At 71.1% G+C, this 23,241-nt stretch carries 24 protein-coding genes, 2 tRNA genes and 3 pseudogenes; 10 read left to right on the top strand and 19 right to left on the bottom strand.

The window, feature by feature from the left end; all coding sequences use genetic code 11:
- Positions 1-30: 30 nt before the first annotated feature.
- Positions 31-756: a hypothetical protein gene (locus BBK82_RS32205; protein WP_218920393.1), complete on the top strand. Its 726-nt coding sequence runs from the start codon at positions 31-33 to the stop codon at positions 754-756.
- On the opposite strand, the gene BBK82_RS32200 is transcribed toward BBK82_RS32205, so the two are convergent.
- The 5 genes from BBK82_RS32200 to galK form a co-directional block, all read right to left on the bottom strand.
- Positions 747-1,856, bottom strand: a complete 1,110-nt coding sequence (locus tag BBK82_RS32200) for a leucine-rich repeat domain-containing protein (RefSeq protein ID WP_237047690.1) — start codon at positions 1,854-1,856, stop codon at positions 747-749. The genes BBK82_RS32205 and BBK82_RS32200 overlap by 10 nt on opposite strands.
- Before the next feature lie 133 nt (positions 1,857-1,989).
- On the bottom strand, positions 1,990-3,300 hold the full coding sequence (locus tag BBK82_RS32195) for an SDR family NAD(P)-dependent oxidoreductase (RefSeq protein WP_065921509.1): 1,311 nt from the start codon (positions 3,298-3,300) through the stop codon (positions 1,990-1,992).
- A gap of 16 nt (positions 3,301-3,316) precedes the next feature.
- Positions 3,317-3,388, bottom strand: a tRNA-Ala gene (locus tag BBK82_RS32190).
- A gap of 5 nt (positions 3,389-3,393) precedes the next feature.
- Positions 3,394-3,470, bottom strand: a tRNA-Cys gene (locus BBK82_RS32185).
- Positions 3,471-3,491: 21 nt separating this feature from the next.
- Positions 3,492-4,631: a galactokinase gene (gene galK, locus BBK82_RS32180; RefSeq protein WP_065918350.1), complete on the bottom strand. Its 1,140-nt coding sequence runs from the start codon at positions 4,629-4,631 to the stop codon at positions 3,492-3,494.
- 171 nt (positions 4,632-4,802) lie between these two features.
- Between galK and BBK82_RS52950 the strand changes: the two genes are divergently transcribed.
- The 3 genes from BBK82_RS52950 to BBK82_RS32170 all read left to right on the top strand — a co-directional run bounded on the left by BBK82_RS52950 (position 4,803) and on the right by BBK82_RS32170 (position 5,981).
- A complete protein-coding gene (locus BBK82_RS52950) occupies positions 4,803-5,003 on the top strand; it encodes a hypothetical protein (protein WP_218920392.1) in 201 nt (66 codons plus the stop codon).
- Between the two features lie 17 nt (positions 5,004-5,020).
- A complete protein-coding gene (locus BBK82_RS32175) occupies positions 5,021-5,314 on the top strand; it encodes a DUF6228 family protein (RefSeq protein ID WP_218920391.1) in 294 nt (97 codons plus the stop codon).
- Positions 5,315-5,396: 82 nt separating this feature from the next.
- A complete protein-coding gene (locus BBK82_RS32170; RefSeq protein WP_065918349.1) occupies positions 5,397-5,981 on the top strand; it encodes a hypothetical protein in 585 nt (194 codons plus the stop codon).
- On the opposite strand, the gene BBK82_RS32165 is transcribed toward BBK82_RS32170, so the two are convergent.
- Both BBK82_RS32165 and BBK82_RS32160 read right to left on the bottom strand, forming a co-directional pair.
- Positions 5,982-6,632 carry a response regulator gene (locus BBK82_RS32165; protein ID WP_179953715.1) on the bottom strand — a complete coding sequence of 217 codons (651 nt, stop codon included), beginning with the start codon at positions 6,630-6,632 and terminating at the stop codon, positions 5,982-5,984.
- Positions 6,629-7,882, bottom strand: a complete 1,254-nt coding sequence (locus tag BBK82_RS32160; protein ID WP_237047689.1) for a sensor histidine kinase — start codon at positions 7,880-7,882, stop codon at positions 6,629-6,631. Before BBK82_RS32160 ends, BBK82_RS32165 begins: the two co-directional genes overlap by 4 nt.
- Before the next feature lie 128 nt (positions 7,883-8,010).
- Between BBK82_RS32160 and BBK82_RS32155 the strand changes: the two genes are divergently transcribed.
- Both BBK82_RS32155 and BBK82_RS32150 read left to right on the top strand, forming a co-directional pair.
- Positions 8,011-9,318, top strand: a complete 1,308-nt coding sequence (locus BBK82_RS32155; RefSeq protein ID WP_065918347.1) for an alpha-lytic protease prodomain-containing protein — start codon at positions 8,011-8,013, stop codon at positions 9,316-9,318.
- Between the two features lie 88 nt (positions 9,319-9,406).
- Positions 9,407-10,147 carry an MBL fold metallo-hydrolase gene (locus tag BBK82_RS32150; RefSeq protein ID WP_065918346.1) on the top strand — a complete coding sequence of 247 codons (741 nt, stop codon included), beginning with the start codon at positions 9,407-9,409 and terminating at the stop codon, positions 10,145-10,147.
- Here BBK82_RS32150 and BBK82_RS32145 read toward each other — a convergent pair.
- The 5 genes and pseudogenes from BBK82_RS32145 to BBK82_RS32130 all read right to left on the bottom strand — a co-directional run bounded on the left by BBK82_RS32145 (position 10,134) and on the right by BBK82_RS32130 (position 14,216).
- Positions 10,134-10,556 carry a VOC family protein gene (locus BBK82_RS32145; RefSeq protein ID WP_065918345.1) on the bottom strand — a complete coding sequence of 141 codons (423 nt, stop codon included), beginning with the start codon at positions 10,554-10,556 and terminating at the stop codon, positions 10,134-10,136. The genes BBK82_RS32150 and BBK82_RS32145 overlap by 14 nt on opposite strands.
- A gap of 10 nt (positions 10,557-10,566) precedes the next feature.
- Positions 10,567-11,001 (bottom strand): helix-turn-helix transcriptional regulator, encoded by a 435-nt coding sequence (locus tag BBK82_RS32140; protein ID WP_218920390.1) that lies wholly within the window; start codon positions 10,999-11,001, stop codon positions 10,567-10,569.
- Between the two features lie 41 nt (positions 11,002-11,042).
- A pseudogene (locus tag BBK82_RS32135) lies at positions 11,043-11,673 on the bottom strand (MmyB family transcriptional regulator).
- Positions 11,674-11,734: 61 nt separating this feature from the next.
- Positions 11,735-11,884: pseudogene (locus BBK82_RS47945) on the bottom strand (SDR family oxidoreductase); the annotation flags it as partial.
- Positions 11,885-11,960: 76 nt separating this feature from the next.
- Positions 11,961-14,216, bottom strand: coding sequence for a glycosyl hydrolase family 18 protein (locus tag BBK82_RS32130; protein ID WP_237047688.1), 2,256 nt, complete (start codon positions 14,214-14,216; stop codon positions 11,961-11,963).
- 180 nt (positions 14,217-14,396) lie between these two features.
- On the opposite strand from BBK82_RS32130, the gene BBK82_RS32125 reads away from it, so the two are divergent.
- On the top strand, positions 14,397-14,843 hold the full coding sequence (locus BBK82_RS32125) for a hypothetical protein (protein WP_065918344.1): 447 nt from the start codon (positions 14,397-14,399) through the stop codon (positions 14,841-14,843).
- Positions 14,844-14,936: 93 nt separating this feature from the next.
- On the opposite strand, the gene BBK82_RS32120 is transcribed toward BBK82_RS32125, so the two are convergent.
- A complete protein-coding gene (locus BBK82_RS32120) occupies positions 14,937-15,392 on the bottom strand; it encodes a DUF4396 domain-containing protein (RefSeq protein ID WP_065918343.1) in 456 nt (151 codons plus the stop codon).
- Positions 15,393-15,471: 79 nt separating this feature from the next.
- Here BBK82_RS32120 and BBK82_RS32115 point away from each other — a divergent pair, with 79 nt between their 5' ends.
- Entirely contained in the window at positions 15,472-15,795 is a 324-nt protein-coding gene (locus BBK82_RS32115; protein WP_237047687.1) for a hypothetical protein, read from the top strand.
- A 62-nt stretch (positions 15,796-15,857) separates the two neighbouring features.
- On the top strand, positions 15,858-16,373 hold the full coding sequence (locus BBK82_RS32110) for a DUF305 domain-containing protein (protein ID WP_065918342.1): 516 nt from the start codon (positions 15,858-15,860) through the stop codon (positions 16,371-16,373).
- A 173-nt stretch (positions 16,374-16,546) separates the two neighbouring features.
- Here BBK82_RS32110 and BBK82_RS54675 read toward each other — a convergent pair.
- From BBK82_RS54675 to BBK82_RS32085, 6 genes and pseudogenes are all read right to left on the bottom strand, one after another.
- A pseudogene (locus tag BBK82_RS54675) lies at positions 16,547-17,077 on the bottom strand (YdcF family protein); the annotation flags it as partial.
- Positions 17,078-17,411: 334 nt separating this feature from the next.
- On the bottom strand, positions 17,412-17,609 hold the full coding sequence (locus BBK82_RS32100) for a hypothetical protein (protein WP_065918341.1): 198 nt from the start codon (positions 17,607-17,609) through the stop codon (positions 17,412-17,414).
- A gap of 56 nt (positions 17,610-17,665) precedes the next feature.
- On the bottom strand, positions 17,666-17,818 hold the full coding sequence (locus tag BBK82_RS51895; protein ID WP_170067997.1) for a hypothetical protein: 153 nt from the start codon (positions 17,816-17,818) through the stop codon (positions 17,666-17,668).
- A gap of 40 nt (positions 17,819-17,858) precedes the next feature.
- Positions 17,859-18,602 (bottom strand): aminoglycoside phosphotransferase family protein, encoded by a 744-nt coding sequence (locus BBK82_RS32095; protein ID WP_065918340.1) that lies wholly within the window; start codon positions 18,600-18,602, stop codon positions 17,859-17,861.
- Positions 18,599-21,001, bottom strand: coding sequence for an AAA family ATPase (locus tag BBK82_RS32090; protein ID WP_154697620.1), 2,403 nt, complete (start codon positions 20,999-21,001; stop codon positions 18,599-18,601). Before BBK82_RS32090 ends, BBK82_RS32095 begins: the two co-directional genes overlap by 4 nt.
- Positions 21,002-21,030: 29 nt before the next feature.
- Positions 21,031-21,528, bottom strand: a complete 498-nt coding sequence (locus BBK82_RS32085) for a YflT domain-containing protein (RefSeq protein ID WP_237047686.1) — start codon at positions 21,526-21,528, stop codon at positions 21,031-21,033.
- A gap of 84 nt (positions 21,529-21,612) precedes the next feature.
- Here BBK82_RS32085 and BBK82_RS32080 point away from each other — a divergent pair, with 84 nt between their 5' ends.
- Positions 21,613-23,058: an aminotransferase class I/II-fold pyridoxal phosphate-dependent enzyme gene (locus tag BBK82_RS32080; protein ID WP_065918337.1), complete on the top strand. Its 1,446-nt coding sequence runs from the start codon at positions 21,613-21,615 to the stop codon at positions 23,056-23,058.
- The last annotated feature ends 183 nt before the right edge of the window (positions 23,059-23,241 follow it).

Below are 23,241 nucleotides of genomic sequence, written 5' to 3'. Positions count from 1 at the left end.
TGTCTCGCGGAGATCGGCATGATGTGCTCCGTGACGAGCAGCGCAGACCTGCATCCCGACCGGATACCGGGTTACGAGGGAGGTCCCCTCACGCACCAGCCGGGGCTCCTGGACGAGCACCTGTTCTGGCTGGGGCACCTCTACTCCTGTGTCCACAGCGAGGAGACTGAGGAGCTGCTGTTCGGCGCGGACCACGACGCGGCCGGTGAGCACCAGCAGCGGTTGTGGGAACGGGCTCAGTGGCCGACCTTCACGGTTCCACTCGCCGCCGGCCACCGTCTTCACGTGGTCTACCGCACCTTCGCGGACGACACCGGTGTCGACTACCTCCTGCACCACCCCGACTGGGACCGCGCTGAGCTCCTCGCCAGTGACGACGGCCACTTCACGGGCCCCGGCCTGTCCTGGCCGGAGCTCGCCGCGGCGGCGCACGGCTCACCGCCCGGTGGCAGCACCTCCGACCCCCACGCCCGCCTGCTCCTCCTGCTGCCCGCGTTCGGGGACGACGAGCTGCCGGACGACGCCGTCGGCCGCCTGGCGGACGCGCTACGGGCGCACACGAGCGTGGACGACCCCGACGCCACCGCCACGCTTCTCCTGGAAGGCCAAGGGGCACCCGGCCCCGTGCACTGGACGACCAGCGGGCACGGCGTCGCCGTCAACGACGGCAAGCACTCCTTCCGCAACCCCGCGAACCACTTCGCCCTGTCCACTGATCGCGCGGCCAGGGTGGCCGCCGCACTGTCTCAGGCCTGAGGCGGCTGGCGGTGCACGCTGCGCACCGCCGCCACGTCCGCCGGCACCTCCGGCTGCGCCGGGATCGCGGCGGCCAACGCGTCGAGCCGCTGCTTGATGCTGCCCGCCACCCCCTTGCCCAGCACGAACCGGGTCGGCGTGACGGCCCGTTGCGCCCCGTCCAGCAACCGGTGCGCGGCCTGGCTGCGCAGGCCGGTGTGGGTCAGCACCAGGTGCCGCAACCGGTGCGGCCGGTCGGCGAGCGCGGTGGCGATCGCGGTCGTGGCGGTCTCGTCGAGCCGGTTCGGTTGCGCCCCCAGTACTTTCGCGGCCTTGACCTGCCCGAGGTCGCACACCTCGACGCCCGCCGCCGCGGCCGCCGTGACGACGTTCGCGGCCGCCTGCGGACCGATTCCGTTGCCGGCCAGCGAAAGCCGTTTCAGCCTGCTCGTCCGCAACGCCTCGGCGACGGTGTTCGCGCCCTCGTCACCCAGCTGCGCCGCCGACACGTACAGCTCGTCGACCGCGCCCGCCGCCAGCAACGCGGCCAGGTGGGTCGCGCCGCGCGGACCGAGCGGGTTGCCGCCCAGGTAGAGCCGCTCGATCCGCCGGCCCTGCCGCTGTGCCAGCAGGATCGCGGCCACGAGCCGGGCGGCGCCGTCCGCGTCGAGGCCGGTCTGGACGAGGTCGAGCGTGCGCAGCGACCGCGCGGCCTCCACGAGCGCGCTCGCCGCGTCACCATCGGCGATCGGGTTGCGCTTGAGCCAGATGCCGGTCACCGCGCTCGCCTGGGGTGACATCCGCAGGTTGTCCGCCAGCCGGCACGCGCCGCCGGAGGTGATCCCGTTGCAGCCCAGGTAGAGCGTCTCGACCTCGCGTGCGGCGGCCTCTCCCGCGATGCCGGCCGCGCCGTCGCCGAGACCGTCGGTGCCGAGCAGCAGGTGCTTGACCACGCCGGGGCGCAACGCGGCGGCGACCTGGGCGGCACCGTCCGGGCCGAGCGCCTGCTTGCACAGGTCGAGGCGGCCGTCGGGCAGCGCGGTGCCGGTCGGGAAGTCGAGCCGCTCCTCGGTGGTGGAGCCGGTCCTCAGCCAGGTCAGCAGTGGTTCCAGCTCGCTCACGGCACGTCCCCGCTCCACCTCACCACGTCCGGTCCGGCCTCACTCCGCCCCGCCACCAGCGACCCGGTCCCACTCCGCCTCACCACAACCGGCCCAGCCCCGCGCCACCTCACCACCACCGGCTCGGTCCCGCTCACCACGCCGCCTCCCGGTAGTCCTTCAGGAACACCCCGGCCACCGGCTCCCCCGCCTCGCCCCGCACGATCGGGTCGTACACCCGTGCCGCCCCGTCCACCACGTCCAGCGGCGTCCGGAACCCGCTCCCGGCCAGCCTCGCCTTCTTGGGTGCGGGGTTCTCGTCGGTGATCCACCCGGTGTCCACCGAGCACATGTACACGCCTTGCTCGGCGAGCTCCGGCCCGCTCGTGCGCGTCAGCATGTTCAGCGCCGCCTTGGCCATGTTCGTGTGCGGGTGCCCGGACGTCTTGTTCCGCACGGCGAACCGCCCCTCCACGGCGCTCACGTTCACCACGTACCGGCGCGGGTGCGGCGAGGCGAGCAGCAACGGCAGCAACCGGTCGCACAGCAGTGTCGGCGCCAGCGCGTTGACCAGCTGCGTCTCCAGCACCTCGGCCGCGTCCAGCTCGCCGAGCAGCGCCGACCAGGAGTTGGCGGGCGCGGTGTCCGGCAGCAGGCCCGCCTCGTCGAGCGAGGCCAGCGCGAGCGCGCCGGGGTTGTGGCCCACCGCCAGCATCGGCGTGAAGCCCGGCGCGGTCAGCGCGGCCGACGGGCCGGTCTCCCCCGCGATGAGCGCCGCGTAGGCCTCCGGAGGGCGCCGCACGGTCTGGGCGGCGTTGTTGACCAGCACGTCGAGCGGCCGCCCGTCCGCGCGCAGGTCCTCGGCCAGGCCCAGCACCTGGCGCGGGTCACGCAGGTCGATGCCGACGACGGTCAGCCGGTCGAGCCACTCCGCGCTGCCGGGCGCCTGCTCGAACCGCCGCCGGGCGTCACTCGGAAAACGCGTCGTGACCAGCAACGACGCCCCGTCGCGCAGCATCATCGACGCCAGTTGGAACCCGATCTTCACCCGCCCGCCCGTGAGCAACGCACGGCGGCCACGCAGGTCCGTGCGCGCGTTGCGGCGTTCGGCGTTCTCGCGCGCGCAGGACGGGCACAAGCGGTGGTAGAACGCATCGGCCAGCTGGTACGGCTCCTTGCACACGTAACAACGCCTGGAGCGCGCCAACGCCCGTTGCTCCCCCGCGGCCGGCGCCAGCGGTGCGTCCTCCCGCCGGTCCACCGCCCCGGTCGCCGTCGCCGCGTCCACGGCCGCGTCGGCACGCGCCCGCTCGACCGTGCGCACCTTCTTGCGCCGCTGCCGCCCCTCCCGCGCGAACGACTCGGCGACCCGCTCGGCCTGCAGCCGCACCGGGTCGTCGGCCGGCAACGCCCGCAACCGCCCCATCGTCGCGTGGAAGGCCGCGAGCTCGGCCTCGCTGATCATGCTGTGCTCCATGGTGCGGTCCCGGCTGGATTCGAACCAGCGTGTTCGCCCTGCAAAGGCGACGCGCCTGCCTCTGCGCTACGGGACCAGGCCTGCCAGGGCGGCCGGATTCGAACCGGCGTGTCCAGGCTGTGCAGGCCGGGCGCCTGCCTCTGCGCTACGACCCTGGCATTGACCTCAGCATAACCGCGTCAGAGATCACGCCCCGCGCCGGCCGACGGCACCGCGACGAACGTCCGCGGCGCCGCGAACCCGTTGTCCGCGAACGCTTCCGCGACCCGCCGCTCCACCTCGCCACGCACCCGCGCCGGCACCAGCGCGATCGCCGACCGCCGAACCCCCCCGATCATCCGCGCCCCCAGCGCCCCCGCCTCCTCCGCGGCCGCCGCGGCGACGTCGAGCTCCGCGCACGACACCCGGTAGTCGTCGCGCAGACTCGCGTGCGACGCGCTCAGCAGCGGCCCGATCTCCTCGTACCGGTCCTGTTCGAGCAGCTCCACGGTGTCCCGCACCCGCTTGTTCTCGCTGATCTGGTGCCGCACCAACGGCCGCAGCTCCTCCGGCAGCCCCTCGTCGCTCACCGCGTCCCGCAACGACGGCACCCCCAGCAGCCGCGCCGCCTCCTCACACCCCTTGCGCCTCTCCCCGTACCCCGACTCGACCAGCGAGTGGCTCACCCGCGTGTCGATCACCAGCACCTCCAGCCCGTGCCGAGCCGCGTCGAACGGCACCTGCACCTGCCGCCCCGACCGCACGTCGAGGAACAACACGTGCGCGTCCGTGCAACACAACGACGCCGTCTGGTCCAACAACCCCGTCGGCGCACCCACGAAGTCGTTCTCCGCCACCTGCACCCACTTCGCAATGTCGCCAGTGGACGCTTCCACACCACTCAACCCCAGCAACGCCAACGCACTCGCCACCTCCAAAGAGTGCGACGACGACAACCCGGCCCCACGTGGCACATCACCCGTGATCACCAGGTCGGCACCGCCCGCAACCCCCTGCTGCCGCAACACCCACGCCACCCCGGCCGGGTAGGCGGCCCACCCGTCAACGTTCCCCGGCTCCAGCTCGTCCACCCGGATCGGCTCGGCGGTGGTGACCTCCTCGCCCTCCACGGTCGCGAGCCTGACCACCCCGTCCTCCCGCGCCGCCGCGGCCACCCACGTCCGCTGCGGAATCGCGAACGGCAACACGAACCCGTCGTTGTAGTCGGTGTGCTCGCCGATGAGGTTCACCCGGCCCGGCGCCGACCACACGCCCTCGGGCGCGGTGCCGTGCAACCGTCGGAAGGCCTCGGCCGCGCTGTTCGATCCTGTTGAGTTCATGCCACCCGATCCCACGCCGTCGTTCGTGTTGCCGCAGAGCTTGCCGCAGTAGTGCTGGCGATGAGGATGACGGGCGCGGGCCGCTTTGACAATGTTGAATCTTGGTTGACAAAGTGCGATGACGTCCAGCGCAGCCGGCAGTCGATCTGCGAGCCGGATAGCCTGTCCGGCGTGATCGCACGGTGCCCGCACGACTGGTCGTCGCCGCAGCTCGGCCTGGCCTGCCTGGACGACGCCGAGGTCGTGCTCCGGTGTGAGCGCAACCCGTCGGTGCTGGTGCGGTTCGCGGAACGGCACGCGGCGACGGACCCGCTCGACCGCAGGATGTTCTTCGCGGTCGACGCACAGGCGCCGGCCTGGACGCCCGGCTGACCGGGGTCACCAACTTCGTGACGGGCCGCGGTCTCGCCCGGTTCGTCGAGGCGCTCGACTTCCGCGGGTGGCGGGGCGAGCTCCGCTGGGCCAACGCCGATCACGACCTGGAGGTCGGCGCGCGGTTCGAGTCAGGAGGGCACGTCGCGCTGACGTGGACCCTGCGGCCGTGGCGCTCCGCCGCGGGCGGCTGGGAGACCGCGGTCGTCACGTGGCTGGAGGCCGGTGCCGCCAAGGACGACCTGGCCGCCCGGCTCGACGACTTCCTGACGGCGCGGGGGTTCCCCGTCGACCACGCCCACTCGCGGTGACGTACCTCGATCGTACGGAGCCGTTCGTGTGACGGTCGAGGCGCGGGCGTAGCGCTCGGGGGCGGGCTCGCGACACGCGGTTGTGGCACTCGGGGAACTGCTGCGGGCCCTCATCGGGCCCATCACGGGGGCGATCGTCGGCACGCTGGTGCTCGGCGGGTTCATCACGTGGGTCAACCACAACGTCCAGACCCGGCGAGCGAACCGGGAGCTGCGCGGCGAGCTGGTCACGCAGACCACCGACGCGGCCGGGTCGTTCCACTTCCTGGCGACCTACTTCCACGGGATGAAGCAGACCAGTCCGGCCGACCACGGCTACCTGGAGGTCGTGCGGCAGGAGCTCGGCGGCCAGTACCGGCGCTCGCGCGTGGCCGGCAAGGCGCTGGAGAGCCGGCTGCAGGCCTACTTCCCCGAGGACGACCTGCACGAGGACTGGCACGCGCTGATGGACATCTGCTCGGTGCTGTACTTCCAGCTGGTGGACAGCCCCGCCGACCGGATCGAGCGGATCTTCCGGCAAGGTGCGGTCAGCGAGGTCGAGCGGCACACCGGGTTCTCCCTCGACGAGCTGCGCGCGAAGTCGATCGAGGACCTCCTCGACGACCTGTGGCGAGGGCTGACGGAGCTCGCCAGTCGCCTGCTGGCCGCGAAGATCGCCCGCACCTGATCACCCGCCCGGCGTCACGATCCCCTGCTCGTAGGCGAAGACCACCGCGTGCGTCCGGTCCCGCAGCCCCAGCTTCGACAGCACCCGCGACACGTGCGTCTTCACCGTCGTCTCGCCCAGGTACAGCGCCGCGGCGATCTCCGCGTTCGACGCGCCCTTCGCGAGCTGCACGAGCACCTCGTACTCGCGGTCGGTCAGCTCCGGCGGCCGGGTGCGCGCGGGTTGCTCGGGCGCGCTGAAGCGGGCGATCACCCGGCGGGTCACCTCGGGCGAGAGCAACGCGTCGCCGCGCGCGACGACCCGGACGGACTCGACGAGGTCCTCGGGGGAGGCGTTCTTCAGCAGGAAGCCGCTCGCGCCCGCCCGCAGTGCCTCGAACAGGTAGTCCTCGCGGTCGAACGTCGTCAGGATGACCACGCGGGTGACGCCGCCGGCCGAGAGGATCTGCCTGGTCGCCTCCAGGCCGTCCATCCGGGGCATCTGCACGTCCATCAGCACGACGTCCGGCCGCAGCGACGTCACCAGCTCCACCGCCGCGGCGCCGTCGCCCGCCTCGCCGACGACCTCGATGCCCGGTTCGGTGCCGAGGATGACCCGGAAGCCGGCGCGGACCAGGTCCTGGTCGTCGGCCAGCACGACCCGCAGGTTCACGCGATCTCCTCCGTCGGCAGCGATGCGCGGACAAGGTAACCCGAGGACCGGCGCGGGCCCGCTTCGAGCGTCCCGCCGTGCACCGCGACGCGTTCGCGCATGCCGACGAGGCCGAAGCCGCTCTCACCGGTGGAGCGGCCGCGGCCGTCGTCGGCGACCTCCAGCTCCAGTGCGCTGTCCAGGAACCGCATCCGCACGTCGACGTGGCTCGCGCCGGAGTGCTTCACCACGTTCGTCAACGCCTCCTGCACCACCCGGTACGCCGACACCGCGACGGCCGAGGGCACCTCGCGCGGGTCGCCGTAGACGCCGTGCGAGACCTCCAGCCCGGCCGAGCGGGCGGTCTCCAGCAGCTCCGGCAGGTCGTCGAGGCCCGGCGCGGCCTGGAAGTCGGACTCCGCGTCGGCGCGCAGCACGCCGAGCAACCCGCGCAGCTCGCTGATCGCCGTCCGCGCGGTCTTCTCCACCGTCTGCAAAGCGTCGCGCGCGAGCACCGGGTCGGAGTCCAGCACCCGGCGCGCGGCACCGGCCTGGATGCCCATCACCGACACGTGGTGCGCCACGACGTCGTGCAGGTCGCGGGCGATGCGCATGCGTTCGGCGGCGATCGCGCCACGCACGTTCTGCTCCTGCGACCGGCGCAGCTCGTCGGCCTGGAACTCCAGCTGCGCCTGGCGTCGCGCGGCGGTCCACGCCATTTCCCCGACCACATAGGCGAAGACGAAGAAGAAGATGTTGAACTCGAGCCCGTACAGGACGCGGGCGAGCACCGGGTCCATCGGCCCGTCCATCTTGTCGCTGGGCACGTCCGGCCCGAGCAGGAACCGCACGAGGTTGAAGCCCAGCCACAGGAACATCACGCCGATGACGCCGATCCGCGACCACCGCGCCACCAGCCGGTTCCGCTCCCACGCGCCGACGGTGAAGATCGCGAGGAACAGCACCCCCGACGACACCAGCGAGTCGCCGGCCTGGTTCCACTGCGCGGCGAGGAACAACACCGACACCAGGAGCATCACCGCCAGCGGGAACCGGCGCCGCACGACCAGCGGCAGCGAGAGCGCGGCCGTCCAGGCGACCTGCGCCGGCAGGCCGGGAGGGTTCAGGAACGGGTACGCGCCCATGCTGTCGACCAGCACGGTGAACTCGACGCCCGCCAGCAGCACGAGCACGGCGACACCGATGTCACGACGTCGCTGAGCGGGCGTGGGACCTGGCCGCCGCCATTGCATCCACTCGGGTTCCTGCACTGCCCGACCCTACCTTTCGGCGCCGAGTCAACAGTTGTCCGATTTTTATGGCCAATTGGTATGTACCTATTGGTCTGGACCTCGTCCTACGGTGTGACGGCAACCACCCCTGCACGCAAGGAGCGGACATGAACCGCAAGCTCGTCGCCGCCGCCACAGCGGCGATAACGGCGGCCGGACTGGCGATAGCGGTGTCGCTGACATCGAGTGCCACCGCGGCCGGCACGGCCGACCCGACCATGCTGGCCGCGATGGCCCGCGACCTCGGCATCTCCCCTGAGCAGGCGCGCGAGCGCCTCGATGCCGAGAAGGTCGCCGGCCAGACCGATGCCGCGCTGAAGTCCCAGCTCGGCTCGGCGTACGCCGGTTCCTGGCTGGACAGCACCGGCCGCACCCTCACGGTCGCGGTCACGAACCCGGCGCTGACGAACGCGGTGCGCTCGCGTGGCGCCGTCGCCACCACGGCGAAGCACAGCGCGTCCACTCTGGACAGCGTGAAGACCAGGCTGGACGCCAAGGCCACCACCGCGCCCGACACCGTCCCCGGCTGGTACGTCGACGTGCGCACCAACAAGGTCACCGTCCTCGCACAGTCCGGCGGCGAGGCACAGGCGAGGGCGTGGGTGGCCGCGGCAGGCGTGCCCGGTGACGTGCTCGCCTTCGAGGCCAGCACCGAGGACCCGAAGCCGCTGATCGACGTCATCGGCGGCAACGCCTACGGCGTCCCCGGCGGCGGCCGCTGCTCCATCGGCTTCTCCGTCGAGGGCGGCTTCGTCACCGCGGGCCACTGCGGGTCCACCGGCGGCCGCACCTCCAACCCCAGCGGCACCATCCAGGGCAGCAGCTTCCCCGGCAACGACTACGCCTGGGTCCGCGTCGACGCGGGCAACACCCCTCGCCCCCTGGTGAACCGCTACCCCGGCACCGTCCCGGTCGCGGGCTCCCAGGAGGCCCCGGTCGGCTCCTCGGTCTGCCGCTCCGGCTCCACCACCGGCTGGCGCTGCGGCACCATCCAGCAGAAGAACGCCTCCGTCACCTACCCCGAGGGCACCATCACCGGCCTGACCCGCACCAACGCCTGCGCCGAGCCCGGCGACTCCGGCGGCTCGTGGCTGACCGGCGACCAGGCCCAGGGCGTGACCTCCGGCGGTTCCGGCAACTGCCAGAGCGGCGGCACCATCTACTTCCAGCCAATCACCGAGATCCTGCAGGTCTACGGCCTGCGCCTGGTGACCTCCGGCGGCCCGACCACCACCCCGCCGACCACCACGACCACGTCCACTCCGCCCGGCAGCGGCACGTGGGCCCCGTACACCGCCTACGGCAACGGCGCCCAGGTCACCTACGACGGCGCGTCCTACCGCGTGCTCCAGCCCCACACGTCCCAGCCCGGCTGGGAGCCGCCCAACACCCCTGCCCTCTGGCAGCGGCTCTGACAGCACGCCCCTCCCACCGCCCCCGACGGCTCCGGCCGTCGGGGGCGGCACGCGTGGCCGAGGCCGGCCTCGCGGGTACGGTCATCCGATGGGCCTGGAACTGACCGTGCTCGGCAGCGCGACCCCCTACCCGAGCCCGGACAACCCCTGCTCCGGCTACCTCGTGTCCCACGGCGACACTCGCGTGTGGATGGACGCGGGCACCGGCACCCTCGGCCCGCTGCAACGCCACACCGGTCTCACCGACCTGACCGCGATCTGGATCTCCCACCTGCACGCCGACCACTGCGCCGACCTGCTCACGGCCTTCTACGCCCTGCTGTACGCCGACGTCGAACGCGACCCGGTCCCGCTGTACGGCCCACCCGGCATCGCGACCCGCCTGGCCGCGTTCCTCACCAACGGCCCGGACCGCAGCCCGATCGAGCGGGCCTTCGCCATCACCGAACTGTCCGACGGCCACGAAACACGGCTCGGCGACCTGCGGCTCACCACCAGAGCGGTGCGGCACGGCATGCCCGCCTTCGCCGTCCGCATCGACGCACCAACAGCATCCCTGACCTACTCAGGCGACACGGCACCGTGCGCAGCGCTCCACGAACTGGCTCAAGACACCGACCTCCTGCTGTGCGAGGCCGACAGCCCGACCGCAGACCCGGTGCACCACACGCCGGAGGACGCCGCCGAGACCGCCGCACGGGCGCGCCGGCTCGTGCTCACCCACGTCGGCCGGTCCATGACCCCGCAACAGGCGGTCGACCGCGCGAAGAGGTGCTACGCCGGGCCCGTTGAGCACGCCGCGCCCGGCGCCGTGCTCACCGCTGGTTGATGCGGACCAGGTTGCCGGCCGGGTCGCGGAACGCGCAGTCCCGCACGCCCCACGGCTGGTCCTCCGGCTCCTGCAGCACCTCGCCGGAACCGGTCGACTCCACCCAGGCCCGCGCCCGGTCGAACGTCCCCTGCAGGTCGTGGGCGGCCAGCGACAGCGCCGTGTAGACGCCCTTCGCCATCAGGACGGCGATCGTGCGCCGTTCCTCGTCGCTCACGCCGGGGTCGGCGGCGGGCGGGTGCAGGACGATGCCGGTCTCCGGCTGGTCGGGTGGGCCGACCGTGATCCAGCGCATGGTGCCCTGGCCGACGTCCTGGCGGACCTCGAAGCCCAGTGCGTCGCGGAAGAAGCCGAGCGAGGCCTCCGGGTCGTCGGCCGGCAGGAACGCCGCGGCGATGATGACTGACATGGCGGTCAACCTAATCGGACGGACCGGCCGCCGCTTCTCGATTCCTGATCGGGCGCATCACGGCCTTGGCGAGGCAGTTCGGGATGCCCTGGCCGTCGGTGGCCGCGACCTTCTTGTACGCACTCGGCGACATGCCCACCAGCTCGGAGAACCGGGTGCTGAACGTGCCGAGCGACGTGCAGCCGACCTCGAAGCACACTTCGGTGACGGACATGTCGCCGCGGCGCAGCAACGTCATCGCGCGCTCGATGCGGCGGGTCATCAGGTAGCTGTAGGGCGACTCGCCGAACGCGGCCCGGAACGCGCGCGAAAGATGACCCGCCGACAGGTGCACGCCACGGGCCAGCGCGGCCACGTCGAGCGGCTCGCGGTACTCGCGGTCGATGCGGTCGCGGACCTTGCGGAGCAGCACGAGCTCCGCGAGGCGCGGGTCGGGTGCGGTCACGTCCGACAGCCTAGGTGGTGAACCGGAACAAGTGCGCGCAATCAGCCGAGTGCGCCGACCAGCCCCTCCTCGCCCGCCGCCCACGACGCCAGCACGGCCAGACCGTCCGCGGTCGCCGTGCCGGCGGGCGCGGTGTAGACGTTCAGGAGCAGGCCGGGCTCGGCGGGCAGCTCCATCGACTCGACGTCCAGGTCGAGCCGGCCCACCACCGGGTGGTGCAGGCGCTTGCGTCCGGACCGGTGCAGCCGCACGTCATGAGACGCCCACCGCTGCCGGAACAGCTCACCGCGGGTCGACAGTTCACCGACCAGGGCGATCAGCTCCTCGTCGTGCGGATCGCGGCCGGCTTCCACGCGCAGCTTCGCGACCACGTCGCAGACGATCCGGTCGTAGTCGACGAAGAAGGCCTTCGCCGCTTCGGGATCCAGGTACACGAACCGCGCGGTGTTCGCCGGCCGTCGCGTGACGGCCAGCACCGGTGAGGCTGCCGCGTTCCATGCGCACGTAGTAGTCGATCGACACCCCTGCCAGCAGGGCCACCTCCCCACGACGCAGACCCTCGACCCGGAGGTTGCCGCCGTGGACGGGCAGTCCGGCCCGTTCGGGTGTGAGCCGCGCGCGACGCGAGCGCAGGAACTCCTTGATCTCGGTGGGCAGTTCGATCGTTGCCACGCCTTCACCGTAGGCGTCGGCGCCGGGCGGAGGGAGGCTCTGCCGGTACCCCCGACGGCGCTCAGGTGCCTGAGGCGGTCGTGGCGATGCCGCCGTCCACCGGGATCACCGTGCCCGTGAGGTAGGACGAGGCCCGGCTGGCGAGGAACACGGCGACACCCGCCATGTCGTCGTCGCGGCCGAGCCGGCGCAGAGGTGCCTTCGCCGCGAGATACTGCGAGAACCCCGAACGCGGGTCTTGGGCAGGGACAACCACCCAAGACCCGCGCCGGACGAATCACTTGCTGCTAGCAGGCGCCCTGGTCACGCCAGACGCCCCACTCACCGGTGGAGCCGGGCTCCTCACCCTGCGTCCACCACTGGGCCCGCCACTTGCGGCCGTTGTGCGACACCTCGTTGCCACCGTTGTAGACCTTGGCCCGCTCCCACGCCGGCAGCGCGCACACCGGCGGGTTGGAGGTCGTGGTCGTGGTGGTGGTGGTCGAGGTCGGCGGGGTGCCGCCGCCGATGCGCGGGTGGTCGGCCGAGATGGCGTAGGACTGGCCGCCGAAGGTGAACACGAAGTTCGACGGCGTCGAGATCGGCAGCTGGTAGCTGACGGTCATCTCGATCGACGCGCCCGGTGCGAGCGACTGCCACGACGGCAGCGCGAGCTCCGCCTTCTGGAAGTCGCCCTTCAAGCCGCCGACGTTCGGCCCGCTGTGGCCCTTCGACACGACCTTCAGCCCGAACCCGGACTGGTCGGCCATGCTGCCCGGCGCGCTGGTGCCGTAGTCGAACGCGATCTTCGTGCCACCGGGGATGGTGACGTTCGAGCGGTTCGTGAACTTGATCTTCGGCGTGATCGGGTAGTTGTTGTCGCCCAGCGCGAAGCCGTGGACGTCCACGTCGACCGCGAGCACCTGCGACTGCTGCGTCACGGCCTTCGACGCACCGTAGGGCGCGGCGCCGTTGAGGCCGGTGTTGATCGTCGACAACAGCGTGTCGCCGATGAAGTACTCCTTCTTCACGGAGTCGTACTTGTAGTCACCGGCGAGCTCCCAGATCATGATGCCGCCGAGGCCCTTGTCGCGCACGTACTTGGCCTTGGCCGCGATCGACTGCTCGTTCTCGGTGGAGAGGAACACCTTCTTGTCGTTGTTCCACAGCCACGGCGACTGCATCGTGCTGTCGTAGAACGGCGAGTAGGTGCCGGTGATCCGGTCGGCCGGGTCGTTGGCCGGGTCGAGGCCGTACTGCGCCGAGTACGAACCCGTGATCTTGTTCTCCAGGTTCTTGGTGTGCCACAGCGGGTTCACGCCGGACGGCACCTCGGCGCCACCCGCGGTGACGTCGTGCCACAGGTTGTCGACGCCGGTCGCGCCGTTGCCGCACGGAGTGGTCGAGCCGACCGAGGTGCCGGTGCCCGGCGGGCACTGCGACTGGTTCGGCAGGGCCGCGCGGCCCCACAAGCCGTTCGTGCCACCGGTGACGCCCTGCCAGCCGCGTGAGTAGAACGGCACGCCGACGTTGATCCGGCCGGCCTGCATTGCACCGCGGTAGTAGTGGTAGGACCAGTCGGTGTTCAGATAGCCCATGCCCTCGTACTGCGGCGCCGTGTACACGCCGCCGGCCGCGAGCTCGCCGTCCTTGCCGTCGTCGTACAGCGCGGCGTTCGGGCCCACGAAGTGGTTCCACGCGCCGTGCAGGTCGTAGCTCATGACGTTGAGGTAGTCGAGGTACTTGACCACCTGGTAGGTCTCCTGGCCGCGCAGCAGCCAGCCCGACGCGGGCACGGCGGCGGTCAGCAGGTAGTGCTTGCCGTCGGCGGCACCGGCGCGGTCGAGCTTCTCGCGCAACGTCTTCATGATCGCCTGGTAGCCGGCCCACAGCGTGCCGCGGTTGGCGTTGGAGATCCAGAAGTCGTCCGGGTTGCCGGCGTGGTTGTTCGACGTCGCGTACTCGTAGTCGATGTCGGCGCCGTTGAACCCGTACTGGCGCAGGAACGTGACCACGCTGTCGGCGAACGTGTCGATCGCCGCCTGCGACTGGCCGAGCTTGTAGAAGCCGCCGGACGCGTTGCGCGTGCCGTCGGCGTTGAAGAAGCCGCCGGTCTCCGCCCAGCCGCCGACCGAGATCAGCGTCTTGACGTTCGGGTTCTGCTTCTTGAACTTCGTGAGCTGGTTGAAGTGCCCCTTGTAGGACAGCGACGGGTCCATCTCGGCACCCGCGACGCCCGGCCACTCCATGCCGATCGAGGAGTTGTTCGCGTCCGGCGCACCCACCGAGATCTTGTTCTGCGCGTCGATGTGCGCGAACGCGTAGTTGAGGTGGGTGACCTTGCTCCAGGGGATGTCCTTGGCGAGGTACCCCGGCTGGCCGTTCTTGCCGGTGCGCCAGCTGGTGAAGTACCCGATCACCCGGCGGGACTTGTCCGGGCCCATGGTCTCGCGGCCGGCGGTGTCGTAGACGCTGCAGTAGGGAACGTCGACGCCCGGCGTCTTGTACAGCCCGTCCGGCCGGCAGTCCTCGTGGGCTGCGGCTGCGGTCGGCGCGTTGGTCACAGCTATCACGGTCCCGGCTAGCAGAGCTAGCACCGGGACCACTCTGGCGAGCAGTCGCAAGGGAAGGACCTCCTGGCTAGGGCGGCGGCCACTGCCGGAACGGTAAAATGGTCCAGACCTTTGCGTCAATACTCGATCACTGACATTCCCTGTCAGTGGTATCGATTTAGTGTCCGTCCCATGAGCGAGAACGATTTCGACTTCTTCCACGGCCGCTGGCGCGTGCTCAACCGCAAGATCGCCGACATCCCCGGCCGCGGCACCGAGTGGGTCGAGTTCGAGTCCGAGTCCGACGCCAGGCCGGTGCTCGGCGGCGGCGCGAACATCGACACCATCCGCGCCGCGGACTGGGAGGGCATGACGCTGCGGCAGTACGACCCGGCCGACGACGTCTGGCGCATCTGGTGGGCCTCGAGCCGCGCTCCCGGCAAGCTCGACCCGCCGCTGGAGGGTCGCTTCACCGACGGGCACGGGGTGTTCTTCGGTGACGACGTGGTCGGCGGACACGCGGTCAAGCTGCGGTTCGACTGGACCGCCGGTGAGGCACCAGAGTGGCGCCAGGCGTTCTCCTACGACGGCGGGCAGACCTGGGAGACCAACTGGGTCATGCGCTTCGAACGCCTCTGAGCTGCGGATTCCAGGATCGTGCGAACGACGGCAGGGACCAGCAGCGAGGGGCGGGCCGGGGCCAACACCCGGCCGCCGCGCCCCTCACCTGGCTCAGTGGTGGTGGTGCTGGCGCACGACCGCGTGGCCCTTGCCGCGCGCGATCATCCACCGGTTCACCGGCACCGTCACCACGAACGCGACCGCCAGCGAGAACGCCAGCGCCGCCCAGAACACCCAGTTCGCGAGGCCCGCGTCCATCGCACCCGGCACCAGCAGCATCACCGCGTTGTCGACGACCTCCATCACGGCGATCGAGACGGTGTCGGCGGCCAGCGCGACGCCCACGGCCGCCTTGAAGGCGAGGCCGGAGCGCAGGACCGGGCGGATGGTGAGCGAGTAGCCGAACAGGAACGCCAGCGCCACGGCCAGCGCGATGGTGGCCAGGTTGCCCCAGCCCAGCGCGGTGCCGATGACCATGCCGAGCACCTCGCCGATCGCACAGCCGGTGAGGCAGTGCAGGGTCGCGGAAACGGCCTGCCGGGTCAGGCTCACGGGTGCGTGGTCCATCTAGTCCTCCTCCGTCAGTACTGAAGAATACCCCTAGGGGGTATGGGTATCAAGGAGCGCCAGCGGTACGGTGGCTCACATGACGAGCCGCCGGTTCACCCAGTGGGTGCTGCTGTGCGCGCTCGTGTTCGCGGTCGTCGGCATGCACCACGTCGCAGCAGCGGAACCCCCGCACGACGTGCACACGGTGACCCACCAGCAGCAACCGCACGAGCACGACGCCCTCCACCTGTGCGTGGCCGTCCTGGTCGCCGCCGCGGTCGTGCTGTTCGTGTGGTTCCTGGTCAGGACCGCACTCCCCCGGCTCGTGGCGGTCGTCCGGACCGCACCGCCGGGCACCCCGCAACGCCCGCCACCGGGTGGCCGAACACTCCTCACGACTCTCTGCGTGCTCAGGAACTGACGGGCTCAGTCCACACAGCACCGTCCAGGCAGCACCGTCTACAAAGCAGAGAGAACCCAACCGTGAAGAAGTCCCTCATCGGGGCTGTCCTCGGCATGCTCTTCATCGCCGCGTGCAGCTCCACGAACACGAACAACGCCGCGGACGTCACGTTCGCCCGCGGCATGGTCCCCCACCACGAGCAGGCGCTGGAGATGGCGAGGCTCGTGCCCGACCGCAGCAGCGACGACCAGGTCCGCCGGCTCGCCCAACGCATCGAGGAGGCGCAGGACCCGGAGATCACGCAGATGACCGCGTGGCTGGAGAAGTGGGGCGAGAAGCCCGGCGCACACGCCGGTCACGACATGGCCGGGATGATGAGCCAGGACGACATGACGAAGCTGGAGAAGGCCAGCGGCGCCGAGTTCGACAAGATGTGGCTCGAGATGATGGTCGAGCACCACGAGGGTGCGGTCGAGATGGCTCGCACCGAGCTGGAGGACGGCCGGGACCCTGAGGCGAAGAAGCTCGCCCAGGCCATCATCGACGGCCAGCAGCAGGAGATCGCGGAGATGAAGGACCTGCTGAAGACCAGGTAGCGCGAACGGGCTCGTGCTACCCGATCTGGGTCAGCGCGAGCCCGCCCGCCGCCATCAGCACCGCGCCCGCCAGCGCGTGCACCCACGGGTTCTGCGCCAGCAGGGGCCACGAACTCGCGGATGAACGCGCTCGGCACGAAGTACCAGGCCGTCGGCGCGCCGATCACCTGCATCCGCAGCCCGTGCGAGCGCGACAGCACCGCGGCGCGGAACACGTGGTAGTTGTTCGTCACCGCGACCACCCGTCCGGTCAGGCCGCGTTCGACGAGCAGCTTTTTGCTGTAGCGCAGGTTCTCGTCGGTCGTGGTCGCCTGGTCCTCCAGCACCACGTCGGCCTCGGGCACCCCGCGCTCCAGCAGGTACCGCTTCATCGCGAGCGCCTCCGACACCTCCTCATCGGGGCCGCGACCGCCGGTCACCACGATCACCGGCGTTCGGCCGGCCTCCCGCTCGCGCAGGTACAACCGCAGGGCGCGGTTCAGCCGGTTCGCGAGCAGCGGCGGCACCTTCGCACCGATCAGGCCCGCGCCGAGCACGACGATGCCGTCGAACCCGGTGCGGCGGCCGGTGCGGCCGTAGATCACCGAGTAGAGCAGCAGGCTCACGAACAGGAACGCGATGTAGGCGGAGACGAGGAAGAGGCCGATCGCACTGCCGCGGACCCAGTCGTTGGGCTGGGTGATGCCCCACGCGAAGTAGGCCATCTCGCCGAGCAGCGCGAGTCCGGCGAGGAACGACAGCAGGTTGCCCGGCGACCGGCCCTCGCGCCTGATCATCACCACGCCGTTGGCGAGCAACGCCAGGGGCAGGAGCAACAGGCCGAACACCGCCAGCGTGAACGCGAGCAGCAACGGCAGGCTCACCGCCGGGTTGTCCCGGCCCGCCTCGGCGAGCAGCAGCAGGAACAGGACCAGGGTGACGCCGAGCCAGATGGCGTTGCCCAGCCTGCGCCGGTCACGCACCACCCCGACGACGAAGAACAGAGCAGGAACCACGACGAGCAGACCGACCAGCACCGGCCAAGGGTAGTACCCGTGATCACCCGTCGCTCTCGGACTCTGGGTTCTCGGGCGCGGACGTGTCCGGCGCGGGCTGCGACTTGGGGCGCGGCCTCAGCGAGACGACCCCGGTGGTGAGGTCGAGGGGACCTGTCTCCTCGAAGTCCTCACCGGTACCGGAGTCGCCCGCCTCGCTGCGGAGCTTGCGTCCGGGGAACAACTCACCCAACTGACCCATGCCCCGACCATACCTGCCCAGAAGAACACTGCTCAGAAGAAAACGCCTGCTCAGAATCAGAAGATGGCGATGAGCAGCACGATGAGCAGGACCACGACCGCGATCGGCAACCAGGCGTTGAGGGGGCGCCTGCGGTAGTGGCTGCGAACCGTGGTGCTGCGGAACCAGCTGTACGGCGTGCGACGTCGGTGCCGCTGAACCCAAGGCATGTTTCCTCCCAGCGTTTCGTTGTGCCGGGGATACCCAAAATCAGAACCAGCTACTCCGGTTCCTGATGCCTGTGAGACCGCTCTCGGCCATCTCGGGGTCGCCGTTGTCGTTGCCGAACAGCACCTCGTACCACGGCCCGATCCGATGCCACAGCAGCGAACGCTCCCGCAGCTCGGCCGTCACGCCGTAGGTCGCGGCGAGCGCGTCCGCGAACTCCGGTGGTGTCGAGTGCAGCGCCCAGGCGAGGTCGATCGCCGCGTCACCGACGTGCACGTCGCCGAAGTCGATCACCCCGGTCAGCACGCCGTCACGCCCCAAAACGTGCTCCGGCCCGAGGTCCCCGTGCACCAGCGTGTCCAACGGTGCCGCCGCGACCGCGTCCAGCAGGCCGGCCTGGTCGGGCACGAGCGGCAGGACCTCCGCGCGGAAGCGGTCCAGCGGCACCGGTGCGGGTCCGACGCCGTGCGCGACCGCGTCGGCCACCGCAACCGCGTGCAGCGCCAGCAGGAACTCGCCCAACTGCTTGCCCTGCACCGCGTTCAGCGTCTCCAGCTCCCCGCCGGGCACCAGCTCGTGCCGCACCACGAACGGGTCGGCCGACACCAGCCGCAGCACCGGGACGGGCAACGGCAGCAGTGGTGCGAGCCACGGCATCACCGTCAGCTCGCGGCGCAGGTACACCTCGACCTCGGCCCGCTTCGGCCGACGTTCCACCCACCGCTCGTCCACGAGCGTCGCCGTGCTGTCCCAGCCCTGGCCCAAGTACGTCCCCGCGTCCGTCACGGGGCCAGTGTGGCAAGCAGCTCCTGTGCGTCGGAAACGACTTTCGCCTGCTCGCGGTGTTCCGCCGCCGCCAACGCCTCCCGCGCCAGGGCCACGGACCCGGTGATGCGCGCACGTGCCAGCAACGCCCGCGAGTGGTCCATGAAGCTGTCGGTCTCCTCGATGGTGCCGAGCACCTCGTCGATCAGCTCCAGCGACGACGTGGCGTGGGCGAGCAGGATCGACGCGGTGATCACACCGGGCCCGTAACCGATCTTGCGGCCCAGCTCGACCGCCGCACCGGCGTGCTCGGCGGCCTTGTCCGGTTCCAGCACGGCCAGCGCGACCAGGGCGTCGATCCGTGCCTTGGGGTGGGAGGCCTCCTCCGCGACCTCGAAGCACTCCTGCGCCGCGGCGAGTCCGTCGGCGGTCTCGCCGCGTTCGGCGTGGATGCGCGCCAGGCTGGCCAGTGCGTTGGCGAGCGCCCGCTGCTGCGTGTTGTCGCGGTGCAACCGCACCGACTCGATGCTCGTGGCGAGCGCCAGGTCGAGCTCACCGAGCTCGAAGTAGGCGACGGAGAGGTTGTCGAGCGCGAGCGCCAGCTGGAAGTGCAGCCCGAGCCGGGCGGCGATCACCCGGCACTCCTGGATGTGCTCCGCGGCCTGGCGCAGCTCACCCCTCGCCCCGAAGGACAGGCCGAGGTTCATCAGCGCTCCGGCGATCCCGCGCTCGTCGCCCAGGTCGCGCCGCAACCGGAGCGACTCGGCGAAGCAGTCCCCCGCCTGCCTGGTCTCCCCGAGCTCCAGGTGCACGATCCCGGCCGCGTTCTTGATCAGGGCGGTCGCGGAGGTGGTGCCGGCGCACTCCAACGCCTCCGCGTACCGCTCGAGCGCGTCGCGGTACTCGCCACGCGACCAGCCGGACATGCCGAGGCCCAGCAACGCCGCGCACTGCCCGGCCCGGTCACCGGCAGCCCGCGCGGCGCGCAGGCCCGCGTGGAACACCAGCGCCTTGTCCGTCTCGTACCGGCCGACGTGCAGGTAGACCCGCATGGCGTCGGCGAGCTGCTGCGCGTACGGCGACGGAGCCGTGAGCGCGACGGCGATGAGGTTCGCGTGCTCCTCCTCGAGCCAGGCCGCCGCCTCGTCCCGCCCGGCGAACTCCGGCGTCGGCCCGTCGAGGTCGGGAGTGGTCAGCAGCCCGTTCTCCGGCGTCGACAGGCTGACGGCGGCGAACGCGGCCCGCAGGTACCACCCGTGCATCCGCAGCAGGCCGGCCTGGTCGGCCTCGTCCGCGGTGGCGGCCGCGTACAGCTTGATCAGGTCGTGCATCTGGTACCGCGCACCGACCTGGTCGACGAGCCCTGCCCGCACCAGCTCGTCCAGCTCCCGCTCGGGGTCACGCCCGGCGAGCGCGGCGGCGGCGTCGAGGCCGATGTCCGCACCGGGCGGCAGGCCGAGCAGCCGGAACACCCGCCTGGTCCCGGCCGGCAGGGCCCGGTAGGACAGGTCGAACGTGGACCGCACCGCGGTGTCGCCGTCGATCTCCAGCACGTCCAGCCGGTCACCGCGCAGCTCGGTCAGGTAGTCCTCGATGTGTCCGTGTGCGACGTTCGCCCCGGCGATGCGCAACGCCAGGGGCAGGTGCGCGCACAGCCGCACCAGCTCGGCGCGTTCCTCCGCGGTGCCGCCGACCCGCATGGTCAGCAGCAGGTCGTGGGCGGCGGTGTCGGACAGCACGTCCAGGCGGAGCTGGCCGGGCAGGTCGTGGCGGCTGGTGACGATCGCGAGGCAGCCGGGGCGGGTGGGCAGCAACGACTCGATGAGGTCCTCGGCGGCGTTGTCGAGCACCACCAGCACCCGTTTGCCCTCCAGCTTGGCCAGGTACAGCTCCCGCTGGGCGTCCAGCGTGGCCGGGATCGACACCTGCGACACGCCCAAGGCCCGCAGGAACCCGCTCAGCGCCTGCTCGACCGTCACCGGCGGACCGGGGGCGAACGCGCGCAGGTTCACGTACAGCTGGCCGTCGAAGTACTTCTCCCGCAACCGGTGCGCGAGCCGCACCGCCAGCGCCGTCTTGCCGACACCGGGTGCGCCGGTGATCGAGACGACGCCTTCACCGGTGCGCTCCAGGCGTTCCAGCTCGTGTTCACGCCCGACGAAGTCCGGCAGGTCGGCGGGCAGCTGGCACGGTCCCGGCGTGCGCACCTTCAGCCGGTAGCCGGACACGTCGGTGACGATCTCGTCCGGAATGGACTGCCGCAGCCGCTTCACCAGCGTCCGCAACGCGGGCAGCGGCGCCGCGGGCGGCGCCTCGCCCCAGACCTCGCGGATGAGGTCGGCGAACAGCACGGGTTCGTTCGGTCGTGCGGCCAGGGCCCGTTGCAACGCACGGAGCCTGCCACTCGTTTCGGTGGCCACGCCCCGATACTAGGGACACGGCCAACGGCTTATCGGAGAACGTACTTGCTGGCCCTGCTGGCGTGCGCACCGTCGACCAGCACGTCGTAGCGCCGCGCCTCAAGAGTCATCACGCTGGAGAAGTCCCGCTTGCCCCGCGTGGTCCAGTGCGCGGCGAACCCGAACACAGCGCCCCAGAACGCACCGATCACCAGGCTCAGCAACAACATCCACGCCCACGCGACCCCGGACGTGAACAGCCCGAACAGCAACCCGATCAGCACACCGAACCAGGCACCGCCGGCGGCACCCGACAACGCGGCCTTCGCGCGGGTCATCCGGCCGGTCACCTGCTCGACGGTCCGCACGCCGTCGCCGATGATCCGCACGTGCTCGACCGGGAACCCGTCGTCGGACATCCGGTCGACCAGCCGCTGCGCCTCCGCGTAGTCGGCGAAGCTCGCCAGCAGGCTGGAGCGGGAGGTCGTCTGGGTCGCCACGGGGGCGGTCGCCGGTTCGGTCATCGTCGTCGCAGGCTCAGGAGTCACGATCTTCGACTACCCGTTCGGGGGTGGCTGAAACCCCGTGACGCCCGAGGTTCGAGGCGCCGCCGTCCTGGCTACTCCCCGACCATGGACCACAGCCAGGCGCCAGTGCTCGAGGCACTGCAGGACTTCCGCTCCCGCGGCTTCGTGCCGTTCACCCCGCCCGGTCACCGCCAGGGCCGCGGCGTCGACCCGCGCGTGCTCGACGTGCTGGGCGAGCAGGTCTTCACCGCCGACGTCGTCGCCCTCAACGGCCTGGACGACCGGCTGATGCGGGGCGGCGTGATCAAGCGGGCACAGGAGCTGATGGCCGACGCGGTGCACGCCGAGCACGCGTTCTTCTCCACGTGCGGCAGCTCGTTGTCGGTCAAGAGCGCCATGCTGTCGGTGGCGGGACCGCACGAGAAGCTGATCGTGCCCCGGCACGCGCACAAGTCCGTGATCTCCGGGCTGGTCCTGAGCGGTGTCGCCCCGGTGTGGCTCAGCCCGCGCTGGGACGCCGAGCGCCACCTCAGCCACCCGCCGACGCCGGAGCAGGTGCGCGAGCTGTTCGAGGCCGAGCCGGAAGCGAAGGGCATGCTGCTGGTCACGCCCACCGACTACGGCACGTGCGGCGACATCAAGGCGATCGCGGACGTGTGCCACTCGTTCGGCAAGCCGTTGATCGTCGACGAGGCGTGGGGCGCGCACCTGCCGTTCCACGGCGACCTGCCGCCGTGGGGCATGGACGCCGGCGCCGACGTGGTCGTGACGAGCGTGCACAAGTCGGGCGCCGCGGTGGAGCAGAGCTCGGTGTTCCACCTGCAGGGCGACCTCGTGGACGCCGCGGTGCTCAAGTCCCGCGAGGACCTGCTCGGCACGACCAGTCCGTCCTCACTGGTCTACGCGACCTTGGACGGCTGGCGGCGGCACATGGTCGAGCAGGGCGAGTACCTGCTGACGGCCGCGCTGGACCTCGCCCACCGGACCCGTGCGGCCATCTCCGCGCTGCCCGGTCTGGAGGTCGAGGAGTTCCACCGGCTGGTGCACTCCTCCGACCCGATGAAGATCGTCATCGACGTGTCGGGCCTGCACATCAGCGGCTATCAGGCGGCGGACTGGCTGCGCGCCGAGCAGCGCGTCACGGTCGGCCTCTCCGACCACCGCCGGATCGTCGCCCAGTTCACCCACGCCGACGACCAGCGCACCGCCGACGTCCTGGTCGAGGCGCTGACCGCGTTGACGGGCGCCGACCTCCCGACGCCGAAGCCGGTCGACCTCCCCTCACCCGACGAGCTGCAGCTGGAGACGGCGATGCTGCCGCGCGACGCGTTCTTCGCCGAGGTGGAGCAGGTGCCGGCGGACCAGGCGGTGGGCAGGATCGCCGCCGAGATGATCACGCCGTACCCGCCGGGGGCGCCCGCGGTGCTGCCGGGTGAGGTGATCACGGCGGAGGTGCTGGCGTACGTGCGGAGCGGGCTCGCGGCGGGGATGGAACTGCCGGATCCGGCGGACTCGAAGCTCGACACCATTCGAGTGGTCGCGAGCAGCTGACCCACACGCCCGCTGCCGCTCTCGTTCCACCGCACGCGGGGAGCTTTCATACCGTCTGACGGTACGGAAGCTCCCCGCGTGCGCTCACGTTGGACAAATTTCTGTCCGGTTGGCGGCCGTCAGAACTGTTGACCGGTGATCCCAGGGCACGACAGGGTGAGAGCGTTCTCACCGCCGGACTCC

This window comes from Lentzea guizhouensis, assembly GCF_001701025.1.
Lineage (GTDB): Bacteria > Actinomycetota > Actinomycetes > Mycobacteriales > Pseudonocardiaceae > Lentzea > Lentzea guizhouensis.
This window is presented reverse-complemented; position numbering and strand designations above follow the sequence as displayed.